General features: G+C 33.3%; 17 protein-coding genes and 6 tRNA genes. All 23 read right to left on the bottom strand.

Annotated features, from left to right (window positions below; genetic code table 11):
• Positions 1–140: 140 nt before the first annotated feature.
• The 23 genes from GC105_RS02805 to GC105_RS02695 all read right to left on the bottom strand — a co-directional run bounded on the left by GC105_RS02805 (position 141) and on the right by GC105_RS02695 (position 22,535).
• Positions 141–899, bottom strand: a complete 759-nt coding sequence (locus GC105_RS02805; RefSeq protein WP_152801463.1) for a sulfite exporter TauE/SafE family protein — start codon at positions 897–899, stop codon at positions 141–143.
• Positions 900–1,329: 430 nt separating this feature from the next.
• A complete protein-coding gene (locus GC105_RS02800; protein WP_152801461.1) occupies positions 1,330–2,268 on the bottom strand; it encodes a cyclase family protein in 939 nt (312 codons plus the stop codon).
• Positions 2,269–2,329: 61 nt separating this feature from the next.
• Entirely contained in the window at positions 2,330–3,187 is an 858-nt protein-coding gene (locus GC105_RS02795) for a beta-keto acid cleavage family enzyme (protein ID WP_152801459.1), read from the bottom strand.
• Between the two features lie 20 nt (positions 3,188–3,207).
• Complete coding sequence (locus tag GC105_RS02790) at positions 3,208–4,386, bottom strand: acetyl-CoA C-acetyltransferase (protein ID WP_152801457.1); 1,179 nt, start codon at positions 4,384–4,386, stop codon at positions 3,208–3,210.
• A gap of 13 nt (positions 4,387–4,399) precedes the next feature.
• Entirely contained in the window at positions 4,400–5,326 is a 927-nt protein-coding gene (locus GC105_RS02785; RefSeq protein ID WP_152801455.1) for a 3-hydroxyacyl-CoA dehydrogenase family protein, read from the bottom strand.
• A 19-nt stretch (positions 5,327–5,345) separates the two neighbouring features.
• A complete protein-coding gene (locus tag GC105_RS02780; RefSeq protein ID WP_152801453.1) occupies positions 5,346–6,134 on the bottom strand; it encodes an SDR family NAD(P)-dependent oxidoreductase in 789 nt (262 codons plus the stop codon).
• 13 nt (positions 6,135–6,147) lie between these two features.
• The gene (locus GC105_RS02775) at positions 6,148–6,489 is read right to left on the bottom strand and encodes a cupin domain-containing protein (RefSeq protein WP_152801451.1); all 342 of its coding nucleotides are present in this window, start codon (positions 6,487–6,489) and stop codon (positions 6,148–6,150) included.
• Between the two features lie 16 nt (positions 6,490–6,505).
• Positions 6,506–7,165, bottom strand: coding sequence for a 3-oxoacid CoA-transferase subunit B (locus GC105_RS02770; protein WP_152801449.1), 660 nt, complete (start codon positions 7,163–7,165; stop codon positions 6,506–6,508).
• Positions 7,162–7,818 (bottom strand): 3-oxoacid CoA-transferase subunit A, encoded by a 657-nt coding sequence (locus tag GC105_RS02765; RefSeq protein ID WP_152801447.1) that lies wholly within the window; start codon positions 7,816–7,818, stop codon positions 7,162–7,164. Before GC105_RS02765 ends, GC105_RS02770 begins: the two co-directional genes overlap by 4 nt.
• 457 nt (positions 7,819–8,275) lie before the next feature.
• Positions 8,276–9,811: a sigma-54 interaction domain-containing protein gene (locus GC105_RS02760; RefSeq protein ID WP_152801445.1), complete on the bottom strand. Its 1,536-nt coding sequence runs from the start codon at positions 9,809–9,811 to the stop codon at positions 8,276–8,278.
• A 262-nt stretch (positions 9,812–10,073) separates the two neighbouring features.
• The gene (gene nifJ, locus GC105_RS02755) at positions 10,074–13,583 is read right to left on the bottom strand and encodes a pyruvate:ferredoxin (flavodoxin) oxidoreductase (RefSeq protein WP_152801443.1); all 3,510 of its coding nucleotides are present in this window, start codon (positions 13,581–13,583) and stop codon (positions 10,074–10,076) included.
• A gap of 420 nt (positions 13,584–14,003) precedes the next feature.
• Positions 14,004–14,858 (bottom strand): HAD family hydrolase, encoded by an 855-nt coding sequence (locus GC105_RS02750; RefSeq protein ID WP_152801441.1) that lies wholly within the window; start codon positions 14,856–14,858, stop codon positions 14,004–14,006.
• A gap of 400 nt (positions 14,859–15,258) precedes the next feature.
• Positions 15,259–16,587: a uracil-xanthine permease family protein gene (locus GC105_RS02745; protein WP_152801439.1), complete on the bottom strand. Its 1,329-nt coding sequence runs from the start codon at positions 16,585–16,587 to the stop codon at positions 15,259–15,261.
• Between the two features lie 532 nt (positions 16,588–17,119).
• A tRNA-Leu gene (locus tag GC105_RS02740) sits at positions 17,120–17,208 on the bottom strand.
• Between the two features lie 7 nt (positions 17,209–17,215).
• A tRNA-Cys gene (locus GC105_RS02735) sits at positions 17,216–17,289 on the bottom strand.
• 7 nt (positions 17,290–17,296) lie between these two features.
• Positions 17,297–17,371, bottom strand: a tRNA-Gly gene (locus GC105_RS02730).
• A gap of 185 nt (positions 17,372–17,556) precedes the next feature.
• A tRNA-Phe gene (locus tag GC105_RS02725) sits at positions 17,557–17,632 on the bottom strand.
• A gap of 400 nt (positions 17,633–18,032) precedes the next feature.
• A tRNA-Asp gene (locus GC105_RS02720) sits at positions 18,033–18,109 on the bottom strand.
• Positions 18,110–18,135: 26 nt separating this feature from the next.
• A tRNA-Val gene (locus GC105_RS02715) sits at positions 18,136–18,211 on the bottom strand.
• Positions 18,212–18,412: 201 nt separating this feature from the next.
• On the bottom strand, positions 18,413–19,279 hold the full coding sequence (gene hslO, locus GC105_RS02710) for an Hsp33 family molecular chaperone HslO (protein WP_152801437.1): 867 nt from the start codon (positions 19,277–19,279) through the stop codon (positions 18,413–18,415).
• A 49-nt stretch (positions 19,280–19,328) separates the two neighbouring features.
• Entirely contained in the window at positions 19,329–20,075 is a 747-nt protein-coding gene (locus GC105_RS02705; protein WP_152801435.1) for a class I SAM-dependent DNA methyltransferase, read from the bottom strand.
• Positions 20,076–20,084: 9 nt separating this feature from the next.
• Positions 20,085–21,374 carry an LPXTG cell wall anchor domain-containing protein gene (locus tag GC105_RS02700; RefSeq protein WP_152801433.1) on the bottom strand — a complete coding sequence of 430 codons (1,290 nt, stop codon included), beginning with the start codon at positions 21,372–21,374 and terminating at the stop codon, positions 20,085–20,087.
• A 15-nt stretch (positions 21,375–21,389) separates the two neighbouring features.
• Entirely contained in the window at positions 21,390–22,535 is a 1,146-nt protein-coding gene (locus tag GC105_RS02695; RefSeq protein WP_152801431.1) for a M20 metallopeptidase family protein, read from the bottom strand.
• Positions 22,536–22,653 lie beyond the last annotated feature (118 nt).

Genomic DNA, 22,653 nt, shown 5'->3' with positions numbered 1-22,653 from the left:
ATACTCTACTATTCCATCATAATGCATAAATCTACATTATATTTATTAAATACAAACCCCTATAACTCTTGATATTATCATATTAATTGGGAATAAAATTTCTTATTCAAATTATACACGAAGTATAAAATACAAAAAGCTTAGATCAATAGCTTAATAGCCACAATAGCTGTCATCATTATAATTGCATACTTAAATAATTTTTCATTAATTTTCTTTATAAGAAAAGATCCAATCACTGCACCAAAGGCAATTGCTGGGATCAATATGGCAGTAAACATAGCATTATTTAAGGATATATTATGCCAGAAAATTACCTGCAAAGGTATCTTTGAAATATTCACGATAAAGAAAAACCAAGCTGTAGTGCCGAGAAATTTATTTTTATTAAATCCCAATGATAACAAATACACGCTAAAAATTGGACCTGCTGCATTTCCAATCATAGATGTAAATCCTGTGAGTATACCAGCAAAACCATGAAACCAAAACCCCTTTGGAACTATAAGCTTGTCACCTTTTACTTCACAATATATCAATATTATCAAGCATAGCATTATTGATATAGCAATTATAGATATAAAAGTCTGATCATTAATAAAATTACCAACAAAAATGCCTAATCCAAGTCCTATTGCCGTCCATGGCAATAATTTAATAACATCTTTCCAATCTGCATGGCGATTATAATAGTATAAAGCAAAAACATCCCCTACAATAAGCATAGGTAATATTATGCCTGTAGATTCTTTGCCACCGAATACACTTGCAATAATTGGTATAACAATCATTAAAAATGCACTGATACTTGTTTTAGATAAACCGACAAATATAGCTGAAATTATTAGTAATATCCATTGAATCAATGTGAGATCTATACTATTAATAAAGTCACTCATAGATAAACCTCCTTGTAATTTATGTACTATTTACACATTTAAGTCATGTGGTATACCAACAGTATATAGCTTTTGTAGATACTTTGTCAATTTAGATTTCGTGCTAATTATTGATAAGAAACACGTTTTGCAAGTTTCTCTACATTTAACAGACTACCCCAAAGCGTCTCATATCTACCTCTTATCTCATTGTTTTCGCAATAAAAAAATCCTATCAGATAAATGAATACTATTTCCGAATAAGATTTAACAAAACTCCTATCTAACTTTAAATGATATTATCTTCAATGTCATCGTGATACTAAAAAAGGATCTCCTATAATCTGTTTATAAATTTATTATATTAATACAGATTATGAAGATCCTAAGTTGTCAGTATTTTTAATAATTTAGTCGATTTACGTTTTGAGAGTTAATTTTTTATATGTGATTAAATACATCCACTGTAAGTATATGTTCTTTCTGGTACGTCATTAACATCATCTTCATCAATTTCTGCAACACAACGAACCATAGAGCCGTCACCCATGTACCATCGGATTGGGAAGCAGTTAAATCTGAAACGTTTACCTGAAACTTTATCTAAATTTCCACCTAGGTTTTCAACACCTACTATACCGTGACCTAACAATTGTTTATGGCATGGCTCCCATGTACCCCAACATCCAATTGCTTCTAAATCACCAAATTTAGCATCGTATGCTTCTTTTCCATGAATTCTGATGAACTCATCTTTATCAAATTCAGCATATGCTTCTTCACCAAATTGTTCTTTGTATTCTTCTGTTATTGGTCTTCCTGAAGCACCCATTAAGTTTAAACGAGTCGCTCCGTTATTACCCATAGCTGTATGAAGAGGATGATCAAGAGCCTGCATATCCATAGCTACACATTTAACTTTGTTTTTTACAAACCATTTTCCCGCTTCAACTCCTGTACCGCATGAATAATGATAGTAATCTTTTGAATCATCAAATTGACGATGCATACCTGTATTTAAGCAAACGACCATTCCTTCTAATTCTTCTGGTTTGATATTTGCACGCTTGCAAGCATCTTCAAGATGTTCTGGTAATATTAATCCCCATTTTTCCACTTCGATTTCAAGGCATACTGCATCACCTGTGTAAGCATCAACAGGCATTTCATGAGTGTACCGAGCACGTCTTCCATCAAATTCAGTTTCCATAACGTGACGTGGTGCATCTGCATGTGTACCAGTGTGTTGAACACAATCTATTCTCTGAGTAAGAACACCGCCTTTTGATAAACTGTGCATAGAATCTACTACTGGCTTTGCAAAATAAGGCCAACGTGGTATCTCTGCACTAAAAGGATGTGTTAAATCTACAAATACTTTTTTTCCCATTTTTTATATTCCTCCATTTAAATTAATTTATATTTATCACATAGTACGTGATATTACCTTATTACTTCATATGTCCTTTTACATTCCAATTTTGTAGTCCAAGAATTTCTCGAGTTTCTTGTGGAGTAGCAACTTCCTTACCCATCTCTACTACAATTCTTTTTGTTCTTTCGACAAACTGTCTATTGGATGTTGCTAATACTTTATTTGCATAGAATATATTGTCTTCCATTCCCACTCTTACATGACCACCTAAAGCTAGTGCAGCATACATAATTGGCAGATGCATCTTTCCTATTCCTAGAGCTCCCCAAGTACAATCAGTTGGTAATAGGCTCTTAAGGAATACTAGATTCTCTACCGTTGCAGTCATTCCACCAGGTACTCCAAGTACAAACTGAAAGTGAAGAGGTGCTTTAATAAATCCCTTTTTAAGGTAATAAAGAGCATTGTATACCATACCTGCATCAAATATCTCAATTTCTGGTTTTACATTTGCTTCTTGCATAGCCGTGCCAAGTTTCTCTAGGAATCTAGGGCTATTTTCAAAGACAGTAGTATGTTGCCAGTTCATCGTTCCACAGTCATAAGACGCGATTTCAGGTTTTAACTCTGAAAAAGGTTTAATTCTCACTTCATCTGATAGTCCTATTCCACCAGATGTTGTAAGATTAACTACAATGTCACACTTTTCTCTTACTAATTTTACTGTTTCTTCAAATTTTTCATAATTCATAGATGCTTTGTTCTCATCGTCCCTAACATGAATATGTGCAATACTTGCACCTGCATTATAACAATCTAAAATGTCATTTGCTATTTCCTCAGGTTGAAGTGGTATATTAGGTGTATCTTTTTTTGTTGGCCAAGCACCAGTTGTTGCTACTGTTAATATAACTTTATTATCTAGATTACTCATTGTATTCTCCTTTCAACCTACTATCTTTCTACTATCAGTGTTGTTCCCATTCCGCCGCCTATGCAGAGGGTTGCAAGACCCGTCTTGCAATTTCTTGCCTTCATTTCGTAAAGTAATGTTACTAGTATCCTCGCACCTGACGCCCCTATTGGATGCCCTAACGCAATTGCTCCACCGTTTACATTTACTATTTCTGGATTAATTTCTAAATCTCTAATAACAGCTATTGCTTGTGCTGCAAACGCTTCATTTGCCTCCACAAGGTCTAAATCTTTTACAGTAATACCTGCCTTTACTAATGCCTTTTGTGTTGCAGGAATTGGTCCACACCCCATAACTTCTGGTGCTACTCCACCTGATGCGTATCCTTTTATTGTAGCCATAATTTCAACGCCTAGTTCCAAGGCTTTGTCTTTTGACATGACAATAAACATAGCAGCGCCATCGTTAATTCCTGAAGCATTTCCTGGTGTCACTGTTCCATCTTTTTTAAATGCAGGTTTTAATTTTGATAAAGACTCTGGAGTCGTCCCAAACCTTGGGAATTCATCTGTATCAATATTTGTAATCTGTCCTTTTTTCTGTGATATAGACACTGTAACAATTTGCTCAGTAAATCTACCTTCTTTTATCGCTTTCTCAGCTTTATTTTGACTGGCTGCAGAAAATTCATCTTGTTCTTGTCTAGAAATTCCATATTGTTCTGCAATATTTTCAGCAGTAATTCCCATGTGTATGTCAGTAAACGCATCAGTTAAACCATCTTTAATCATAGTGTCTACTATCATTGTATTACCCATTTTTGCTCCCCATCGTTCCTTAGGTAGCACATAAGGAGAGTTACTCATGCTTTCTGTACCTCCAGCTAATACAATGTCTGCATCTCCTGATTTTATCATTTGAGCTGCAAGACTTACTGATCTGAGTCCAGAACCACATACCTTGTTTAAACTCATAGCAGATACGGTTTCAGGAATACCAGCTTTAATGGCAACCTGTCTTGCCACATTTTGACCCAATCCAGCAGAAAGAACATTACCTAATACAACTTCATCAATATCTTCACTTTTTATACCTGCTCTTTTAATTGCTTCTTTTGCAGTGATTGCTCCTAAATCAACAGCTGATAGGGATTTAAATACCCCACCAAAGCTGCCAATAGGAGTTCTAACCGCAGATACTATAACTACATCTCTCATGTTGTCCTCCCGGTCATTTCGTAACTTTAATTAAATATTTAAGTAAATTATCTCTAGATTCTTGCATCTCTTCAGGTGTCCATTCTTGGAATCCTTTACCTGTCTTAAATCCTAAATCACCTTTTTCAACCTTTTCTTTTAGTAAGGGAGACGGTTCTGTAGAATTTTCCAAGTGTTTCAATAAGTAAGTATGAATTGAAAGTGCTAAATCAGTACCTACCATATCTGCATTTTCCATTGGTGACAATTGTGGTAATCTTAAACCAAAACCATATTTAATAGATTCATCTACAGTTTTCGCATCTGCTATTCCATTTTCAACTATAGAAATAGCTTCTCTCCAAAGTGCATGCTGTAACCTATTAGCTAAAAATCCTGGAACATCTTTATTCACTCTAACTGGTTTCTTTCCAGCAAATTTCAATACATCATATACAGATTCAACAACTTCATCAGATGTGAATTCCGTCCTTACGATTTCAACTAATGGTATTAAGAAAGGAGGATTCCAGAAGTGAGTTCCAACAATTCTTCCTCTATTTTTACATAAACTTCCTATTTCTGTAATGCTCATAACGGAAGTATTACTAGCTAAAATCGTCTTTGGATCACATATTTCATCCAATTGTTTAAATAAATTTTGTTTCAATTCCATGTTTTCCGGAATATTTTCAATAATTAAATCTGCATCCTTTACTACATACTCCATATCCTGTGATATTTCAATATTATCTAGGACAGCTTGAATATTAGCTTTGTCAAAAGCGCCATTGTCAGCCATAACAGTAAGATTATGCTCTATATTTTGTAATGCAGTAGAAGTTTCTGGATTCCTAGACGAAATCTTAACTTTCTTTCCTGCAACTGCAAATATTTGAGCAATACCACTGCCCATTAGACCTGAGCCAAAGATAGCTATGTTGTCGATTTTATGTGTCATATGTATCGCTCCCTTCATATTAACCAGCTACAGTTCCACCATCTACTGGAAGTACATGACCGTTGATATAATCAGATGCAGACGATCCTAAGAATACTGTTGCTCCAACCATATCTTGCACTAAAGCTGCTCTTCCCATTGGTATTCTATCTAAGAATATCTTTTTAAGTTTTTCATCTTCTAATACTTCTTGTGTTAAAGGTGTCCAGAAAATTGCTGGTGCAACTGAGTTTACATTGATGCCAAACTTTGCCCATTCCGTTGCTAATTGTTTTGTAAGTATTGAAACAGCACCTTTGCTTGTAGCATAAGCTGCATATCCTCCTGGATGACCATTAAAAGCTCTAACTGAAGATACTGTGATTATTTTTCCATAGCCTTGTTCCTTCATTACTTTACCAACAGCTTTACATGTAATAAATGTTCCCGTAACATTTATATCTAGAACTTGTTGAAATTCATCAAGTGGGAACTCTTCTGCTGGATGTCTTTTAGCTATTCCTGCAACTGTTACTAAAATATCTATTTTCCCAAATTTTTCTAAAACCTTTTTTGTCATTTCTTCAACTTGATCTTCATTTGTAGCATCACATACTACTGCTAATGCACGTTTTCCAACTGCTTCAACTTTTTTAACTGTTTCTTCTAAAGTTTTAAGAGTTCTTCCTGTTACGACAATATCTGCTCCATGGAGTGCTAACCCTTCCGCTACACCCTCTCCTAGAGAACCTGCTCCACCAGTTATTACAGCAACTTTTCCTTCTAAAGAAAACATATTTTTCATTTCTGTGTTAGACATTTTTTCCATCTTAGAATCTCCTTTATACGTTATTTACTACAACAAGCATCGTTGCAGGCATATTCGTTTCATTAACTATTTCTCTACCTTCAAAAGGCGCTATGAAAACAGAATCCCATTTCTTTAGGATAATTGTTTCTGTCTTAGATTTGACTGTTACTTCTCCTTCTAACACAACATAAACTTTCTCTGTTGGCGAATCTTCATATGCATATTCTGCCCCACCTGCAGGTAAAAAATGAGATAAACCCATCCAAAAATTTTCAATTCCTGTTTCTTGTAAACCGTGCATTTTCAATGTGGAACAATCAAAATGCAAAGGTGCTTTATAAGGTTTGATTTCACTAAAAGTTACTTTTTTCATGTTCTTTCACCTCCTTTCATAAAATATCCATAGTCTTTAAGTTGTCATCTATTGTCAAATGGGCATCTGTTTCTCTAAGTATGTCATTAATATTGATACCTGGTGCTAACTCTTTTAATACCAACCCATTTTCAGTAACTTCTATCACTGCCATTTCTGTTACAATGAGATCTACTCCACATACAGCTGTAAGAGGCAATGTACACTCCTTTAATATTTTCGGATTGCCTTTTGCAGAGTGTATCATACCAATAATTACTTTTTTTGCACCACTTACTAAATCCATAGCTCCACCCATACCTGGAATCATCTTGCCTGGAATCATATAATTTGCTAGACTACCATTTTCATCTACTTCTAAGGCGCCTAGAACTGTAACATCTACATGTCCACCTCTAATAATTCCAAATGACATAGCACTGTCAAAGTAAGCAGCTCCATCATTTATAGTTACAAATTGAGCACCAGCATTTACAACATCTACATCCTCTAACCCTTTATCTGGTGTGTTTCCTAGGCCTACAAATCCATTTTCAGATTGTAGCACTACCTGAACACCCTTTGGTAAAAAATTCGCAACCATAGTAGGTAAACCTATACCTAAATTGACTACATCTCCATCTTTTAATTCTTTTGCAATTCTCCTGGCAATAATTTCCTTTGCGTTAATACTCAAGGCTTTTCACCTCCTACGATGTAATCGACCAAGATTCCTGGTGTCATTACGTTGTTTGGATCAATTTCTTTTACCTCAACTATCCTTTGTGCACCAACGATTACTTTATCTGCAGCCATTGCCATTAATGGATTAAAGTTCCTTGTAGAAGCATTGTAAAAAACATTTCCAACTTTATCAACTATACTTCCTCTAATTAACGCAAGCTCTGCCCGAAGCGGTAATTCTAATAGATATGCAATTCCATTCACCACAATCTTTTCCTTGTTCTCCTCTACTAATGTTCCGATACCTGTTGGTGTAAGTACCCCGCCAAGTCCATGACCACCACATCTGATTCTCTCAGCTAAAGTTCCTTGTGGAACTAATTCTACTTCAAGTACTTTATCATTCATTTGTTTGCCCGTTTCAGGGTTTAGTCCAATATGCGATGCAATAACTTTTTTAAGTCTTTTTTCTACTACTAGTCTTCCAATACCTCGATCTGGTAAGCCTGTATCGTTTGCAATTATTGTCAAGTCCTTGATACCTTTATCTAAAATTGCATTAATAAATATTTCTGGAGTACCAACACCCATAAAACCGCCAACCATAATTGTCATACCATCATGGATATGTTCCATAACATCATCAATTGAGATTATCTTATTCATATGAGACCACCTTTTAATTTACTCACTATATTACTAGCAAATTTCATGCCAACAATACCATATCGCAATATTAAATAGCTAACCTATGGTATGACTACCTTTGCATATCCACTCTATTTATTTAATCCAATCCTATAATTCCTTATTGATACAAATGTGTATCGATATACATAACAAAACCACAAGAAACACGCTTTGCGAGTTTCTCGCGGTTACATGGTAGTCGCCTAATGTCTGCAAGCAGCCACTTGGCTCATTACTTCGCGATAATAAAAAAAGCACATCATCGAGTGCTTTTTGGTGTAATTCATTATTGAATTACATATGATTCATCTTTGTATCGTTTGATTTCATATTTTCGTTCTAAATATCTGGCTTTAGTTGCTTATATTAGATATTAAAATTTTATAAATTAAAATCTCTCTAATATCTTTTAAAAACTAAGTATCAACTATTCTTACCAGTTGCTAATTCCTAAAGATTTTGCTTTCCTCACTACAGTTGGTTGAGATATTCCAAGAATTTTAGCTGCTTTATAGGTACTCCCTTGTTCTTTTAAAACTTTTTCGATTATTCTTTTTTCAAAGTAATATAGTTGTTTTTTTAGTTCTAAATTCTTTGAGTCTACATTCCCGTGAATTTGGTCCAATCCAAGTAACTCTACTATATCGTTTTGTGTGATTGTGTTACTAGTATTAACAATCAATAGTCTCTCTACAATATTCATTAATTCCCGTACATTTCCAAGCCAATCATAATTTTGCAATGTGTGAATTGCACTTTCATCAAAATTAATTTCTTTATTATATTTTTTGTTAAACTTCTTAATCATCATGTGAGTTAATAATGGAATGTCACCTTTTCTCTCGCGTAGAGGCGGAATATAAATTGGTATTACATTAAGTCTATAATACAAATCCTCTCTAAAATGTCCTTGTTCAATTTTTTCTAGTAAATTTCTATTTGTTGCCGCAATTACTCTAACATCAAGACTAATTGGTTGAGTACCTCCAACCCGCGTGATTTCCTTTTCTTGTAGCACACGAAGTAACTTCGATTGTAATAATATTGGCATTTCACCTATTTCGTCTAGTAAAATCGTTCCTTTATCTGCTATCTCAAACAAACCAATTTTTTGTTTTTTGTCAGCTCCTGTAAAGGCACCTTTCTCATATCCGAACAATTCTGATTCTAATAGATTTTCAGGAATTGCAGCACAATTCACTTTTATATATGGCTTTTTATTTCTTAAACTTCTTTGATAAATTTCTCCAGCTACAACTTCTTTTCCCACTCCAGTTTCACCTGTGATTAAAACCGTTGCATCTGTAACTGCAACACTTTCAATTAATATTTTAATATCTTGAATACTTTGACTATTTCCAAGCAAATTACTCTCTTTCTTTCGAATAATTTCTAACTCACTTAGATACTTAATGCTCTCTTTTTCAGTTTTCTCAAGTTTTTGTTGTAATTCAAGTAATTCCGTTAAATCCCGCATAACTGTTAATACTTGAGTAACATTTCCCTTTTCATCAAAATAAGGATTACCTGTAATAAGAACTTTTTTGTTATTATTCGTTATAGTTGACATAGCTGAGATTTTTTTCTTTTGTTCTAACACCATTAGAGAAACAGCTTTGCTAAAATACCCCTTATCCAGCAGTACCTGCATATGGTTTCCTATTATCTCACTCTCTTCTAGTCCAGTAATTTTTGTATAACCGGTATTTATTTGTATAATGATTCCATGCTTGTCAACGACACAAATCCCATCTGATATAACATTTCCTATTTCAAAAGCATCTATTTCCCTACTTCTGTATTGATTGTATTTATGAGTTATTTCTTCTAATTCATTTTTATATTTATTATTTATTTCCAATATTTTAACGATAACATCTTCTATATTTCCATCCTTTTGAATTTTCATTTCTTCCAACTTAGTCAATATTTCAGGATTAATCTCTAAGCTATTTATTTTTTCACTCATATTTACACTCCCTATTCAATCATAAATTTATTATAACACTGATCTTGCCGTATAATTAACATTTCAATGCAAACTATTAAAAACATACCTATACATAATTTTATAGCTTTTATATTTTACAAACCACAAGAAACACGCTTTGCGAGTTTGTCGCGGTTACGCGGGAGTAGCCAAATGCCTGCAAAGAGCTACTTGGCTCATTACTTCGCGATAAAAAAAAATAAGTACCATACCCTTTCGGATATGATACTTACCTGAGCTATTACTCAGCCATTTTTTTATATTTTGCATATCTTTCTTTTGCTTCTTTCTCTGTCTTTTCAAACAGTTTATCAGCAAGATCTGGGAAAGTTCTTTTAAGTGATGTATATCTTACTTCACTACTAATGAAATCTTGGAAATCTTTTGTCGGTTCTTTAGAGTCAAGGATGAATGGGTTTTTTCCTTCATTAGCTAATAGTGGATTATATCTGTATAAGTGCCAGTATCCAGTATCAACTGCAAACTTAGTTTGTGCTTGCGTTCTACCCATGCCTTCTTTTAAACCGTGATTAATACATGGTGAATACGCAATGATCAGTGAAGGTCCATCGTAGCTTTCAGCTTCTTGTATCGCCTTCATAAATTGATTTTTATCTGCTCCCATTGCTACTTGCGCTACATAAATGTAACCATAAGTCATTGTGATTGCACCAAGATCCTTTTTCTTAATCTTCATACCAGATGTGGCAAATTTAGCTACTGCTGCTGTAGGTGTAGCTTTAGACGCCTGACCCCCAGTATTTGAATAAACTTCAGTATCAAAAACTAGTACATTCACGTTTTCACCAGTGGCAAGCACATGGTCTAAACCGCCATAACCAATATCGTATGACCATCCATCACCACCAAATATCCAGACAGATTTTTTTATTAATTGGTCTTTATTATTTAGTATAAAACTAATATTTTTATAATCCCCTTGGTATCCTTCTAGGGCTTTTACTAACTGAGCTGATGTTTGTTTGGACGCTTCTCCGTCGTTCATAGTTTCTATCCATGCTAGAGACGCATCTTTAACTTCATCTGTCACATCCGTTTGTAACAATTCTTCTAAATAGTTTTTAATAGTATTTCTAGTCTTTTTAACTCCTATGGCCATACCATATCCAAACTCAGCATTATCTTCAAATAAAGAGTTAGCCCATGCAGGTCCTTTGCCCTCTGAATTCGTAGTATAAGGAGTTGAAGGTGCAGATCCACCCCAGATAGATGAGCATCCAGTTGCATTAGCTATCATCATCCTATCTCCATATAATTGAGTAACTACCTTAGCATAAGAAGTTTCTACACAACCAGCACAAGCTCCACTGAACTCAAGTAAAGGTTGTATAAATTGACTACCTTTCACTGTGTTCTTAGGCACTAAGTTATCTCTATAAGGAATTGTTGTTGCATATTCCCAGTTTTCTATTTCTTTTTCTTGTGTACCTATTGGTTCCATAATTAGTGCTTTTTCTTTTGACGGACAAATATCAGCACAGTTACCACATCCAGTACAATCTAGTGGAGAGACTTGGATTTTATAATTATATCCTTCTAATCCTTTGCCGATGGCTTTCTTAGTTTCAAAAGAGTCCGGTGCGTTTTTAACTTCCTCATCTGTTAATAAGAAAGGTCTAATAACTGCGTGTGGACATATGAAAGAACATTGGTTACATTGAATACATTTATCAATTTGCCATTCTGGCACATGTAATGCGATACCTCTTTTTTCATATGCTGATGTACCATTTGGAAAAGATCCATCTGCTGAGTCTTTAAAAGTAGATACAGGTAAAATATCTCCTTCTTGTCTATTCATTGGAATCAATACCTTTTCAATGAATTCTGGATTCTTTTTCTTATCAGTGAATTGATCCTTAGCATCTGCCCAATCTTTAGGAACTTTTACTTCTACTATAGCCTCTATTCCTAAATCAACTGCATCGTTGTTCATTTTTACAATTGTTTCGCCTTTAGTACCGTAAGATTTCTTAATAGCATTTTTCAAGTATCCGATAGCTTCATCAAGCTCTATTACATTAGATAATTTAAAGAATGCTGCTTGCATAATCATATTAGTTCTTCTACCTAACCCAATTTTTTCTGCAATTGCAGATGCATTAATAGTATAGAATTTAATATCATTTTCAGCAATATATTTTTTCATTTCAGCTGGTAAATGTGTATTTAACTCTTCCTCAGACCAGATAGAGTTAAGTAAGAAAGTACCACCCTTCTTTAAACCTTTTATTAAATCATATTGATAAATATAAGCCTGTGTCGAACAACAAATAAAGTCTGCTTCATCTATTAGATACGTAGATTTAATAGGTTTCTTTCCAAATCTCAAATGGGATATTGTAACACCGCCAGATTTTTTACTATCATAAGAGAAGTAACCTTGAGCGTACAAATCTGTATTGTCTCCAATAATCTTTATTGCACTTTTGTTAGCTCCAACTGTACCATCAGAACCTAATCCCCAGAATTTGCAACGAATAGTCCCTTTTGGAGCTGTATTAATTGTCTCTTTTACTTCTAATGATTTAAAAGTTACATCATCTTCTATACTGATAGTAAACCCATTTTTAGGTTCCACTTCTTTTAAATTATCAAAAACAGAAAGAATGTGAGAAGGTGTAGTATCTTTTGATCCTAATCCATATCTACCACCTACAACTACTGGTGCATTTTCTTTATTATAGAAAAGTGTTCTTATATCTTCGTATAACGGCTCTCCTAACGAACCTGGTTCTTTAGTTCTATCTAAAACAGCGATCTTTTTAACAGTACTTGGGAAAATATCGAAAAAATATTTTTCAGAGAAAGGTCTATATAATCTTACCTTTATAACGCCAATTTTTTCTCCTCTTTCAAGCAAATAGTCTATTGTTTCTTCTATAGTCTCTACTACTGAACCCATAGCAATTATAATGTGCTCTGCATCAGGCGCACCATAGTAATCAAATGGCTTATATTCCCTACCAGTAATATCAGTGATCTCTTTCATGTAATTTGCTACTGCATCTGGAACCCATTGATAAAACACATTAGAAGCTTCACGTGCTTGGAAATATATATCTGGATTTTGAGCAGTACCTCTTGTTACTGGATGTTCTGGATTGAGTGCTTTATTTCTAAATACTTGCAATGCATCATAGTCCACTAACTTAGCTAAATCTTCATATTCAATTTGTTCAATTTTTTGTACTTCATGAGATGTTCTAAAACCATCAAAAAAATGAAGGAAAGGAACCTTAGTTTTAATAGCTGTCAAGTGTGCTACACCTGCTAAATCCATAGCCTCTTGTACACTATTAGAAGCTAAAAATGCAAAACCAGTTTGTCTTGCTGCCATAACATCTTGATGATCTCCAAATATAGAAAGGGCATGGCTAGCTAATGCTCTCGCACTTACATGAAATACTGCAGGTAATTGTTCCCCAGCAATTTTATACATGTTTGGAATCATAAGAAGTAAACCTTGTGATGCAGTATACGTAGTTGTCAATGCACCTGCTTGAAGAGAACCATGTACTGTACCAGCTGCACCTGCTTCTGATTGCATCTCTACAACTTCAACTGTTTGACCAAAAATATTTTTTTGACCATGTGCAGACCAATCATCTACCGACTCAGCCATGTTTGATGAAGGCGTAATAGGGTATATAGCAGCTACATCAGTAAAAGCGTAAGATATATACGCAGCAGCTGTATTCCCGTCCATTGTTTTCATTGTTTTTGCCATTATGGACCTCCTAAATATGTTGTTTTTTTTAATTTATAGTAATCCTACTCTTGAAAAAAGAAACTTCAACAATAGAAACACTTGTTAACATTTTAACTATACCTGTTATTATTTAATGCAAACCAGGCTAACCTAAAAACAATACCTATTTAAGGCAATATTTTTTTAAATTATACCATAATCATAATTGCTTGTATATAGTATTGCGCAAGTAATTATGATATACTTTTATATCATATATGCTATATTAATCACTGGTAATTGTTAAATAGTACGCATTATAAAGTTTTTTTGTTTTAACAATGAATATATCTAATGTAAAAATAGACTTGCTTTTATTAAATTACCTTCAAAAAATATAATAGTGTTATCATAGAAGTATTATGTTAATTTTTTGTACACTGTATACAATATTGTTTATTAGGTATTTATATTAGAAGGATTAAGTTTAAAAATACTTTGCAATGCGTTTGCAACACCTTCTTTATCATGATGACTTGTTATCATATTAGAAAGTTCTTTTATTTCAGCACATGCATTTTCCATAGCTACAGCTAAACCAGCATATTTAAACATTGATATATCGTTATTTCCATCACCAAATGCTATAATTTTCTCACTAGGAACGTTAAGTGAGTTAGCCAATGTTTTAAGCCCATTTCCTTTAGTAGCGCAAATATTGTTAATATCTGTACACTCATTCTTAAAGTCAACAATATTTATGTTTTGGAAAGTTTTAAGTTCTTGAAGAACATCAAAATACTCTTCTCTACTTCTACTCGTAGGATGGAAAAAAATTTGATAAATTTCTTCATTAAACCCTTTGTGATTCTTGTTATATTTATTAATAATTCTATGATTGAATATTTCATCTGGAAAATCTCTCTTATAATTTTCAATATAATTACTTTCAAATGGAGTAATATTATTAGAATAATATGTAGATATGCTATCCCATTGTATTTTTAGTTTATCTTTCCCTTTAAACAACATTTCTAGTACACTTTGGGAAAGTTTTTTATCTAAAGGTATTTTATTATATATAGTATTTTTTTTATTATCATATGTAAATGCACCATTACAAGCTATTGTATAATCTGCATCTATTAATTTAGAATAATAAGTACAAGCATTATAACTTCTTCCTGTTGTAATTACAATGCACATCCCTAAAGATCTTAGCGTTTTTATGACTTGTAGTGTATTGCACGTTATTTCATGTGTTGAATTTAGCAGTGTACCATCTAAATCCAAAGCTAATATTTTGTAGTCCATAATGAACCTCCTGCAAAATTTTATGAATACATCTATTATATCCCCTCACATAGGAAATCTCAAATTTATTGTAATATTACTAATAATATATCCATTTAATTGTACTGTTATTTAACTTTACAGTCTGTATGAATTTGTAAATAGTTTACAGGCATTCAATCTCTCACTTATCGTTTTTTTATCTCAAAATCGCGAATGGGGGGGGTCTTAGTGCCTGTTAATACGAGATTAATTCTAAGTAATAATTTAAAAATTTCCTACATCATACATGATTCTCTATAAAAGCCTTCACGAGTTTCTCTACAGCCCCTTGACTCGTTACCTTAGCGATAATTAAAAAAATCCTGGTTGGATAATCTATCCACCAGGATTTTTAAATTGAAAGTACTATATTAAAATTCTATTGGCCTTCTGATATATCAAGTTGCACTTTGTCATCAGCTTGTTCAGGGATAACAAGATTTGCAACTATGGCGGCTATACAACCGATAGCAATAGCTGCTTGGAATAAGTAACTTATTATACCAGGCATTACACCAACGATAGTCATTGGCAATAGTCCTGTTCCAATCGTTGCTAAAATGGCAATACCCACAACTAAATTGTTACGTTCTGTAGTCGGATATCTTTTAATACTATTTATACCACTCATAAGAACGGCGATGCATACTATACCATACACTCCCCATATAACAGGTGCAGGGACAATTGCAATCAAAAACATAAGCTTAGGGCTAAATGCCATGGCAACTGCTATTACTCCAGCTCCTATGGCTGCATATCGGCTAAACACTTTTGTTACAACGAGAACGCCTGTGTTTGAGGCGTAGCTGCTAATCGGCAAACCTCCGACTAATGAACCTATAAAGACACCCAAACCTTCTCCCATAACTCCTCTGTCTAAACGAGCGTCGTCTACTTCATCTCCACTCATTTCTGTGATAGTAAACCATGTTCCAATTGACTCGATCATACTAATTGTCATAATTACCAAAAATACTAGAATTGTATTAATTTCAAACTTTGGTGGTCCAAATGGAAATAATTTGGGTATAGAAAACCATGAAGCAGATCCTATCGGTGATAAGTCTACTTGACCGAAGAATGACGCTACAATTGTTCCAATTACAATTGCATAAATCACACCGCCGATACTAAGTATTTTTCCAAACCTATTATTTTTTCTACCCAGTCTCATAAATATCAATAGCAAACCGAACGTAACTCCTGCAATTAAAAAGTTTTCTCCAGGATTACCTGGAAGATCTACGATAGACGTAATAGTGATTGGCATCAAAGCTATACCAACGACAATGATAACTGTTCCAGCAACTAATCCAGGAATAAACTTTTTAACTAGTTTACTGAATAGTTTAAAATAACCCAAGATAACAATAAATAATGATGATACAAGCAATGCTCCAACAAGTGTGGCAAAGTCTGCACCCATAACTACTGCTATTATTGCTCCAAAAGTAGCAAATGATACACCTTGTATTACCTGCATCTTAAGAAAAAAGCCAGCTTGAATAATTGTTGCAATACCACAAGCTAAAAATGTCATCCCTATGAAAGATGCTGCCAAAGTTACATCCATTTGAAAAACGCCTATTAGAACAAATGGACCTAAAAATAAATTGCACGCTAACAGCGACTGAAAGCCGTAAAATAATGACTGTTTAATACTTAATTTTTCATCTGATTTAACCCTTACTTGAGTAGGATCCATGGGCCACTCATCTCCTTTTTTCGTAAATAATTTTAAATCGTATTCTTAAAATAATGTCAAACTTTAAATTAAATAAACACGTGTTTCTTCTGACTCTTACCTCCCTTTTCACTTCACTATCATTGCTTGTCCCTAATGTGAATTTGGTATACCAATAGTATATAATTGTAATACAGGTTTGTCAATACAATATTTTAAATAATCTTCGAAATACAAATTGACCTGGTTAAATTTTAATAATACTTGAATCTATATCAACTGATGCTTGTTAATCAGCGACTAAAACTCAAGAAGAGGATTTGCAAGCCCTAATAGTTTTGTATCGTAATACATACATCTACAAGAAGTCGTTTATCACTGTCTTAGCGATAACAAAAATAGCTTAGGAACATATCGCAATTGTTCCTAAGCTACATAAATAATCATTTTTTTGGTTTTTTCTTCACCAACACCATTTGACAAATATCCGATCAATCAAGCTTTGTACGAAAAAAAAACCAAAGTTTTTTCAACTTTAGTCTATAATTAATGTTGGTGCCGAAGATCGGAATCGAACCGATACGGTCTATTAGGACCGCAGGATTTTAAGTCCTGTGCGTCTGCCAGTTCCGCCACTCCGGCATTGTTATGGAGGCGGCACCCAGATTTGAACTGGGGATGAAGGTGTTGCAGACCTGTGCCTTACCACTTGGCTATGCCGCCATTAAAATGGAGCGAAAGACGAGATTTGAACTCGCGACCCTCGCCTTGGCAAGGCGATGCTCTACCACTGAGCCACTTTCGCATAAATATATTAAGTTATAATGTGTTCGACAAGTATTGTGTAATACTTTAGTTTGCCGTACTAAGTGATTCACACAAAATCGAAGATTTTGGTTCTCTACTTATACCACTGGCATTGAGATGCTAGATGCAAGAGGTTAGAAGTCGAATTGCTACATGGTAGCAAAGTAGTTCTCAATTAATAACTGGTGCCTTGAGGCGGAATCGAACCACCGACACGAGGATTTTCAGTCCTCTGCTCTACCGACTGAGCTATCAAGGCGTATTTGTTTATATTATATGTATTCTAATTTTTTGAAGTGAAAAAAGTAGTTGTAATTTGTTGCTCAGAGATTTTTCGTTATTTAAATGCTCTTGCATTTAAATTGCTTCGCACCGTTTCGAAACCGCCTCGCGGTTCGACCCCTACGTGCCTTTACTTTGTACTTTTAATTATTCATTGTTAATTCTTAATTATTAATTAATTAAATGGCGACCTGGAACGGGCGTATATGCTTCGCATCTACCCTCTTCGCTAGGCGCTCAGAGATTTTTCGTTATTCAAATGCATTTAGCATTTGAATTGCTTCGCACCACTCAAAACCGCCTCGCGGTTCGAGCCCTTTGTGCTTGCTCATGTTTTAATCTAAATCCTAAATTTTCAATTCTAAATTGTTTTTTAATGGCGACCTGGAACGGGCTCGAACCGTCGACCTCCAGCGTGACAGGCTGGCATTCTAACCAACTGAACTACCAGGCCGCATTTTTTTGTTTCTACTAAATAAATGGTGGTCGCAATAGGGCTCGAACCTATGACCCCCTGCTTGTAAGGCAGGTGCTCTCCCAGCTGAGCTATGCGACCATTTTGTTCTCATTTTTGAGGACATTTACTAGTATACAGTAGGGCTATAATAAAGTCAATACCTATTTCATACTTTTTTTCTAGCCTATAAAAACATGTTCTACAACCTCTCTGGAATTGCTTAAACGTTAGTTGATCCAAACTATCATTGATATTTGTTCAGTAGGGAATGAAGAAACCCCTACTGAATAAAGTTTCACTTTATTTTAATAATTCTTCTAAATCTTCTTTGTAAAACATGTACTCTTTTCCGCAGAAATGACATTTGATTTCTGCTTTTTCCTGTTCTTCTATTATCATTTTAATTTCTTCAGATCCTAAAGAAATAAGACCTCTTTCAAATCTATCTTTATTACAATCACAATAGTATTTAACTAATTTCTCTTCAGCAAATGAAACATTGTAGCCATCAAACAGTAACAGTAAAATTTCTTCTAGTGATTTACCCTCTTCTAGTAATATAGTAATACTTGATACTTCTGTTATCCTTTTTTCTATATGTTCTATTAGATTTTCGCTATAGCCTGGTAATAATTGAATAATAAATCCTCCAGCTTTTTCAATGCTTCCATCTGGATTCACTAATACACCTAGTGCTACTACAGACGGCACTTGTTCTGATGCCATAAAATAGTAAGTAAAATCTTCTGCTATTTCGCCACTTACTATCTCTACTGTTCCGATATATGGATGTTTTAAACCTAAATCCTTTATAATTGTTAAAGTTCCTTTTCCAATTGCTGATGAAACATCTAACTTACCATTTTCTTTAAGCGGAATATAAATATCAGGATTGTATATGTCAGCTTTCAATTCACCTTTTACATTACCTACTACAAGAATATTTTCTGCAATGCCGTCACCTTTTATTTGAGCTGTTATTTTATCTTTTTCACTTTTAAGCATCATAGTCATCATTGCAACTGCAGTCATAGTTCTTCCTAAAGCTGCTGAAGCAGTAGGTGATGTACCATGTATTTTTTGTGACTCTCTTATCATCTCAGTAGTATCCGCTGCAAATAGCCTTATAGGTTGTCCTTCAATAGTAGCACTTATCATATAATCCATGTTATTCTCCTCATAATCTTAATCTCAAGTATAATTTACTAATTACTTCTCACCTTATTGCGCAAAATTGTATTCTTTCAGCTTCTAAGTCAGGCATCTGAAAAGAATCAAACTTAAATAATTCTACAGATGTAAACCCCACTTTTAGTAACATATCTATAATATTTTCATTTTTATAAGCTTTTTGATAATGTATTTCTTCTGACCTTGTATAATCGTTATCTTTATCATTCTTTACAAAAAAATTTAAATAATACTCGATAATGTCTGTATCTTCATCGTAATTATTTTCCCATATATAATTTATTTTATCTGATGTGTAAGTAAAGACTTGGTCTTTATACACTTGATTAATCTTATAATATGAATTTATATCGAAAGTGAAAATTCCATTTTCTTTAAGCCCTTTATAGACATTTCTAAACATTTTCATAAGCTCGTCTTCTTCAAGTATATAGTTTACAGCGTCACAACATGATATAATCGCATCATAAGACATATCATATGCTTGAGAGTCTACCATATCTCCATATATCCACTTTATATTATTATTTTTAAGGAAGGCTTTACTATCTGCTATAGCTAGCATGTCTTCTGATAAATCTACTCCTACCATTTTATATCCCATATCCGATAGAGGAATTGTTATATTTCCTGTTCCACAACCTAAATCCATGACATCTTTAACTTCTACATTATATCTTGCAAAAATCTTTTGAATATAATGTGTCCAATTTATATAATCTACTTCTTCTGTCATTAATTCATCGTATATTCTTGACATTTTATTGTACATAATTCTCCTCTAATGAAAAAATCTATTTTTATTTTTCTTTCTTCTTATAAAAAGTATAACGATTAAAACGATTAATATGATTCCAATTGCTAATAAAAGAAATGGTTGAAACTCTCCTTTAATAAACTTATTGGTAAATTTCTCCAATTCACTTGGTTCTGTACGAGTTTCTTTTATTCGCGAAAGTTCTTTCTCTGGAATTAAGTCGATTTGTTGTTCTAGGTATCTTGCCATATAAGTATTTAAACTTGAATAGTTTAATTCATAATCTATTAAATCATACATTTTCTCATATTGTTTTAATTCTCTATAGCTTATAACTTTGTTGTATAGGGTTTTATATTGAATCTTTTCATCAATTTCACCAAGATCAGTTGTTCCTATTTCTATTAAGTCGTAAATAGCCAATGCTTGATGATACTCTTTAATCGCTATATACGCATCTACCATTAACAAGTAAACGATATTTTGATTCTCAGTATTCTTTGAATCGGCTATGTATTTCTTGCCACTTTCAATTACCCTACTATAATCTCTATTATTAAAACTAGAAATCATCGTATTAATTTGCCCATTTTTAATTTTTCTTAATTGTGAAATTATTTCATCATCTACAAAATAATAATTAAAAGCAATATCTCTATACATATCTCTTCCTGTCAATGTCCAAATGTATCCATACTCATCTAGTATCTCAGTAGGCTCTACTTTAAAGTAATTATCAAAATTGTATATCTTTACCGTTTTTGCATTGAAGCTAGCCTTAATATTTACCTCTTCAGGCTGGGAACCCCAGCTTTTTAAATGTTCCATATCCATATCTACAGTTACTTTTCCTGAATAATCTTGTTTATTCTCTATATTATACGTAATTGTAGCTGTAGCTGTTTCCCCAGGTTTTAAGTTCATTGGAATATTAAAATTTCTCCAATTGTCAAAATCAACATCTAATCCTTCTATAGTTTCGTTAATTTTACTGCCACTAACTATTATTGAATTATAGTTATATGGTGTAAAACTATTTTTAAAATTACTTATTTTTAACGAGGTTAATGGCGTCCCCAAGGTTAAAGATTGAGTTTCTTTACCATTATTTTTCATTTCATATGATGCTGTTACCCTGCTAGTCTGAGAGTTATCAACAGAAATATCAATTTTTACACTTTGCAACTCAACTTCTCCGTTAATTAAGTAAAGACCATTGAATAACGAGGATCCCTCATCTGCTTTAATTAATTTAATAGGTAAAGACACAAGTATTAACGTTATAAACAATATAGTAATAAATCTTTTTTTCATTATTTTCCTCTCATATCACTGTTCTATTATTTTTGCATATATTTCTACCGCATTTAATAAAATTATCTCGTTAAAATTAAATTTACTATGGTGTAAATCATATATAAAATCTTTTTGATTATTCTTTGAACCCAAATAGAAGAATAGTCCTGGTACTTCCCTTTGATAATAAGAAAAATCCTCTGCTATCATCATAGGCAACACTTCTTCATAATCAAAATCATTTACTATTTCAACAAATTCTTGATAAAGTCTTTGATCATTTACTACAGGTGGGTACATTTCTATTACATTACAGTCAATCGTACAATTAAAAGCACTTTCAACACCTTTTGATATATCGAGCAACCTCTTTCTCATTCCATAATAAGTTTTTTCATCAAATGCTCTCATAGTACCGCTTAATTTAACCTCACCTGCTACTACATTTACTCTCGTTCCACCATTAATAGTACCTATTGAAAATAATGTAGTCTCTATTGGATCCATGTTTCTACTAACAATTGTATTTAGTGCATTAATTAAGTTAGCAGAGATCATAATTGCATCTACACTTTTATGAGGTGATGCTGCATGTGCACTTGTTCCCCGAACTGTAATATAAAACTCACCAGTTTGCGCCATTAATGGACCAGGCTTACATCCTATTTTCCCCTCATCAATAGTAGGCATGATATGGCATCCATATATCTTTCTAACAGCATATTTTTGCAACAACCCCTGTTCTATAATTACCTTAGCACCTCCAGGGCCTTCCTCTGCTGGTTGAAAGATAAGGAGTACATTATACTTTGATACAATCTTATTTTCAACTATATACTTGGCAAGTAATAGCATTATAGTCATATGTCCATCATGTCCACATGCATGCATCATACCTTTATGAATTGACTTATACTCACAAATATTATCTTCGTCTACAGATAAACCATCCATATCTGCTCTAAATGCAATAGTTTCGTCGCATTGTCCTGGTATAAATGCCACAATGCCTGTAGTCGCAACTCTTTCAATATTTTCAATCCCCAAATCTATTAAATATTTGTAAATATAATCAGAAGTCTTGAATTCTTCAAAACCCTCTTCTGGAATTGTGTGTAATTTTCGTCTTATTGATACTGCTTCTTCATTTAATGCCATAATGCCCTTTCGCACTATCATAACCTCCAATAATAAAAAAAACTATGAACCATCCTCATATCTTTATAATAATATAATAATAAACACTACATTATATTCCTTTGACATTTTTGAGCCGTTATATTATTATAACTTAAAA

The organism is Alkalibaculum sporogenes, from assembly GCF_009362815.1.
Taxonomy (GTDB): domain Bacteria; phylum Bacillota; class Clostridia; order Eubacteriales; family Alkalibacteraceae; genus Alkalibaculum_A; species Alkalibaculum_A sporogenes.
This window is presented reverse-complemented; position numbering and strand designations above follow the sequence as displayed.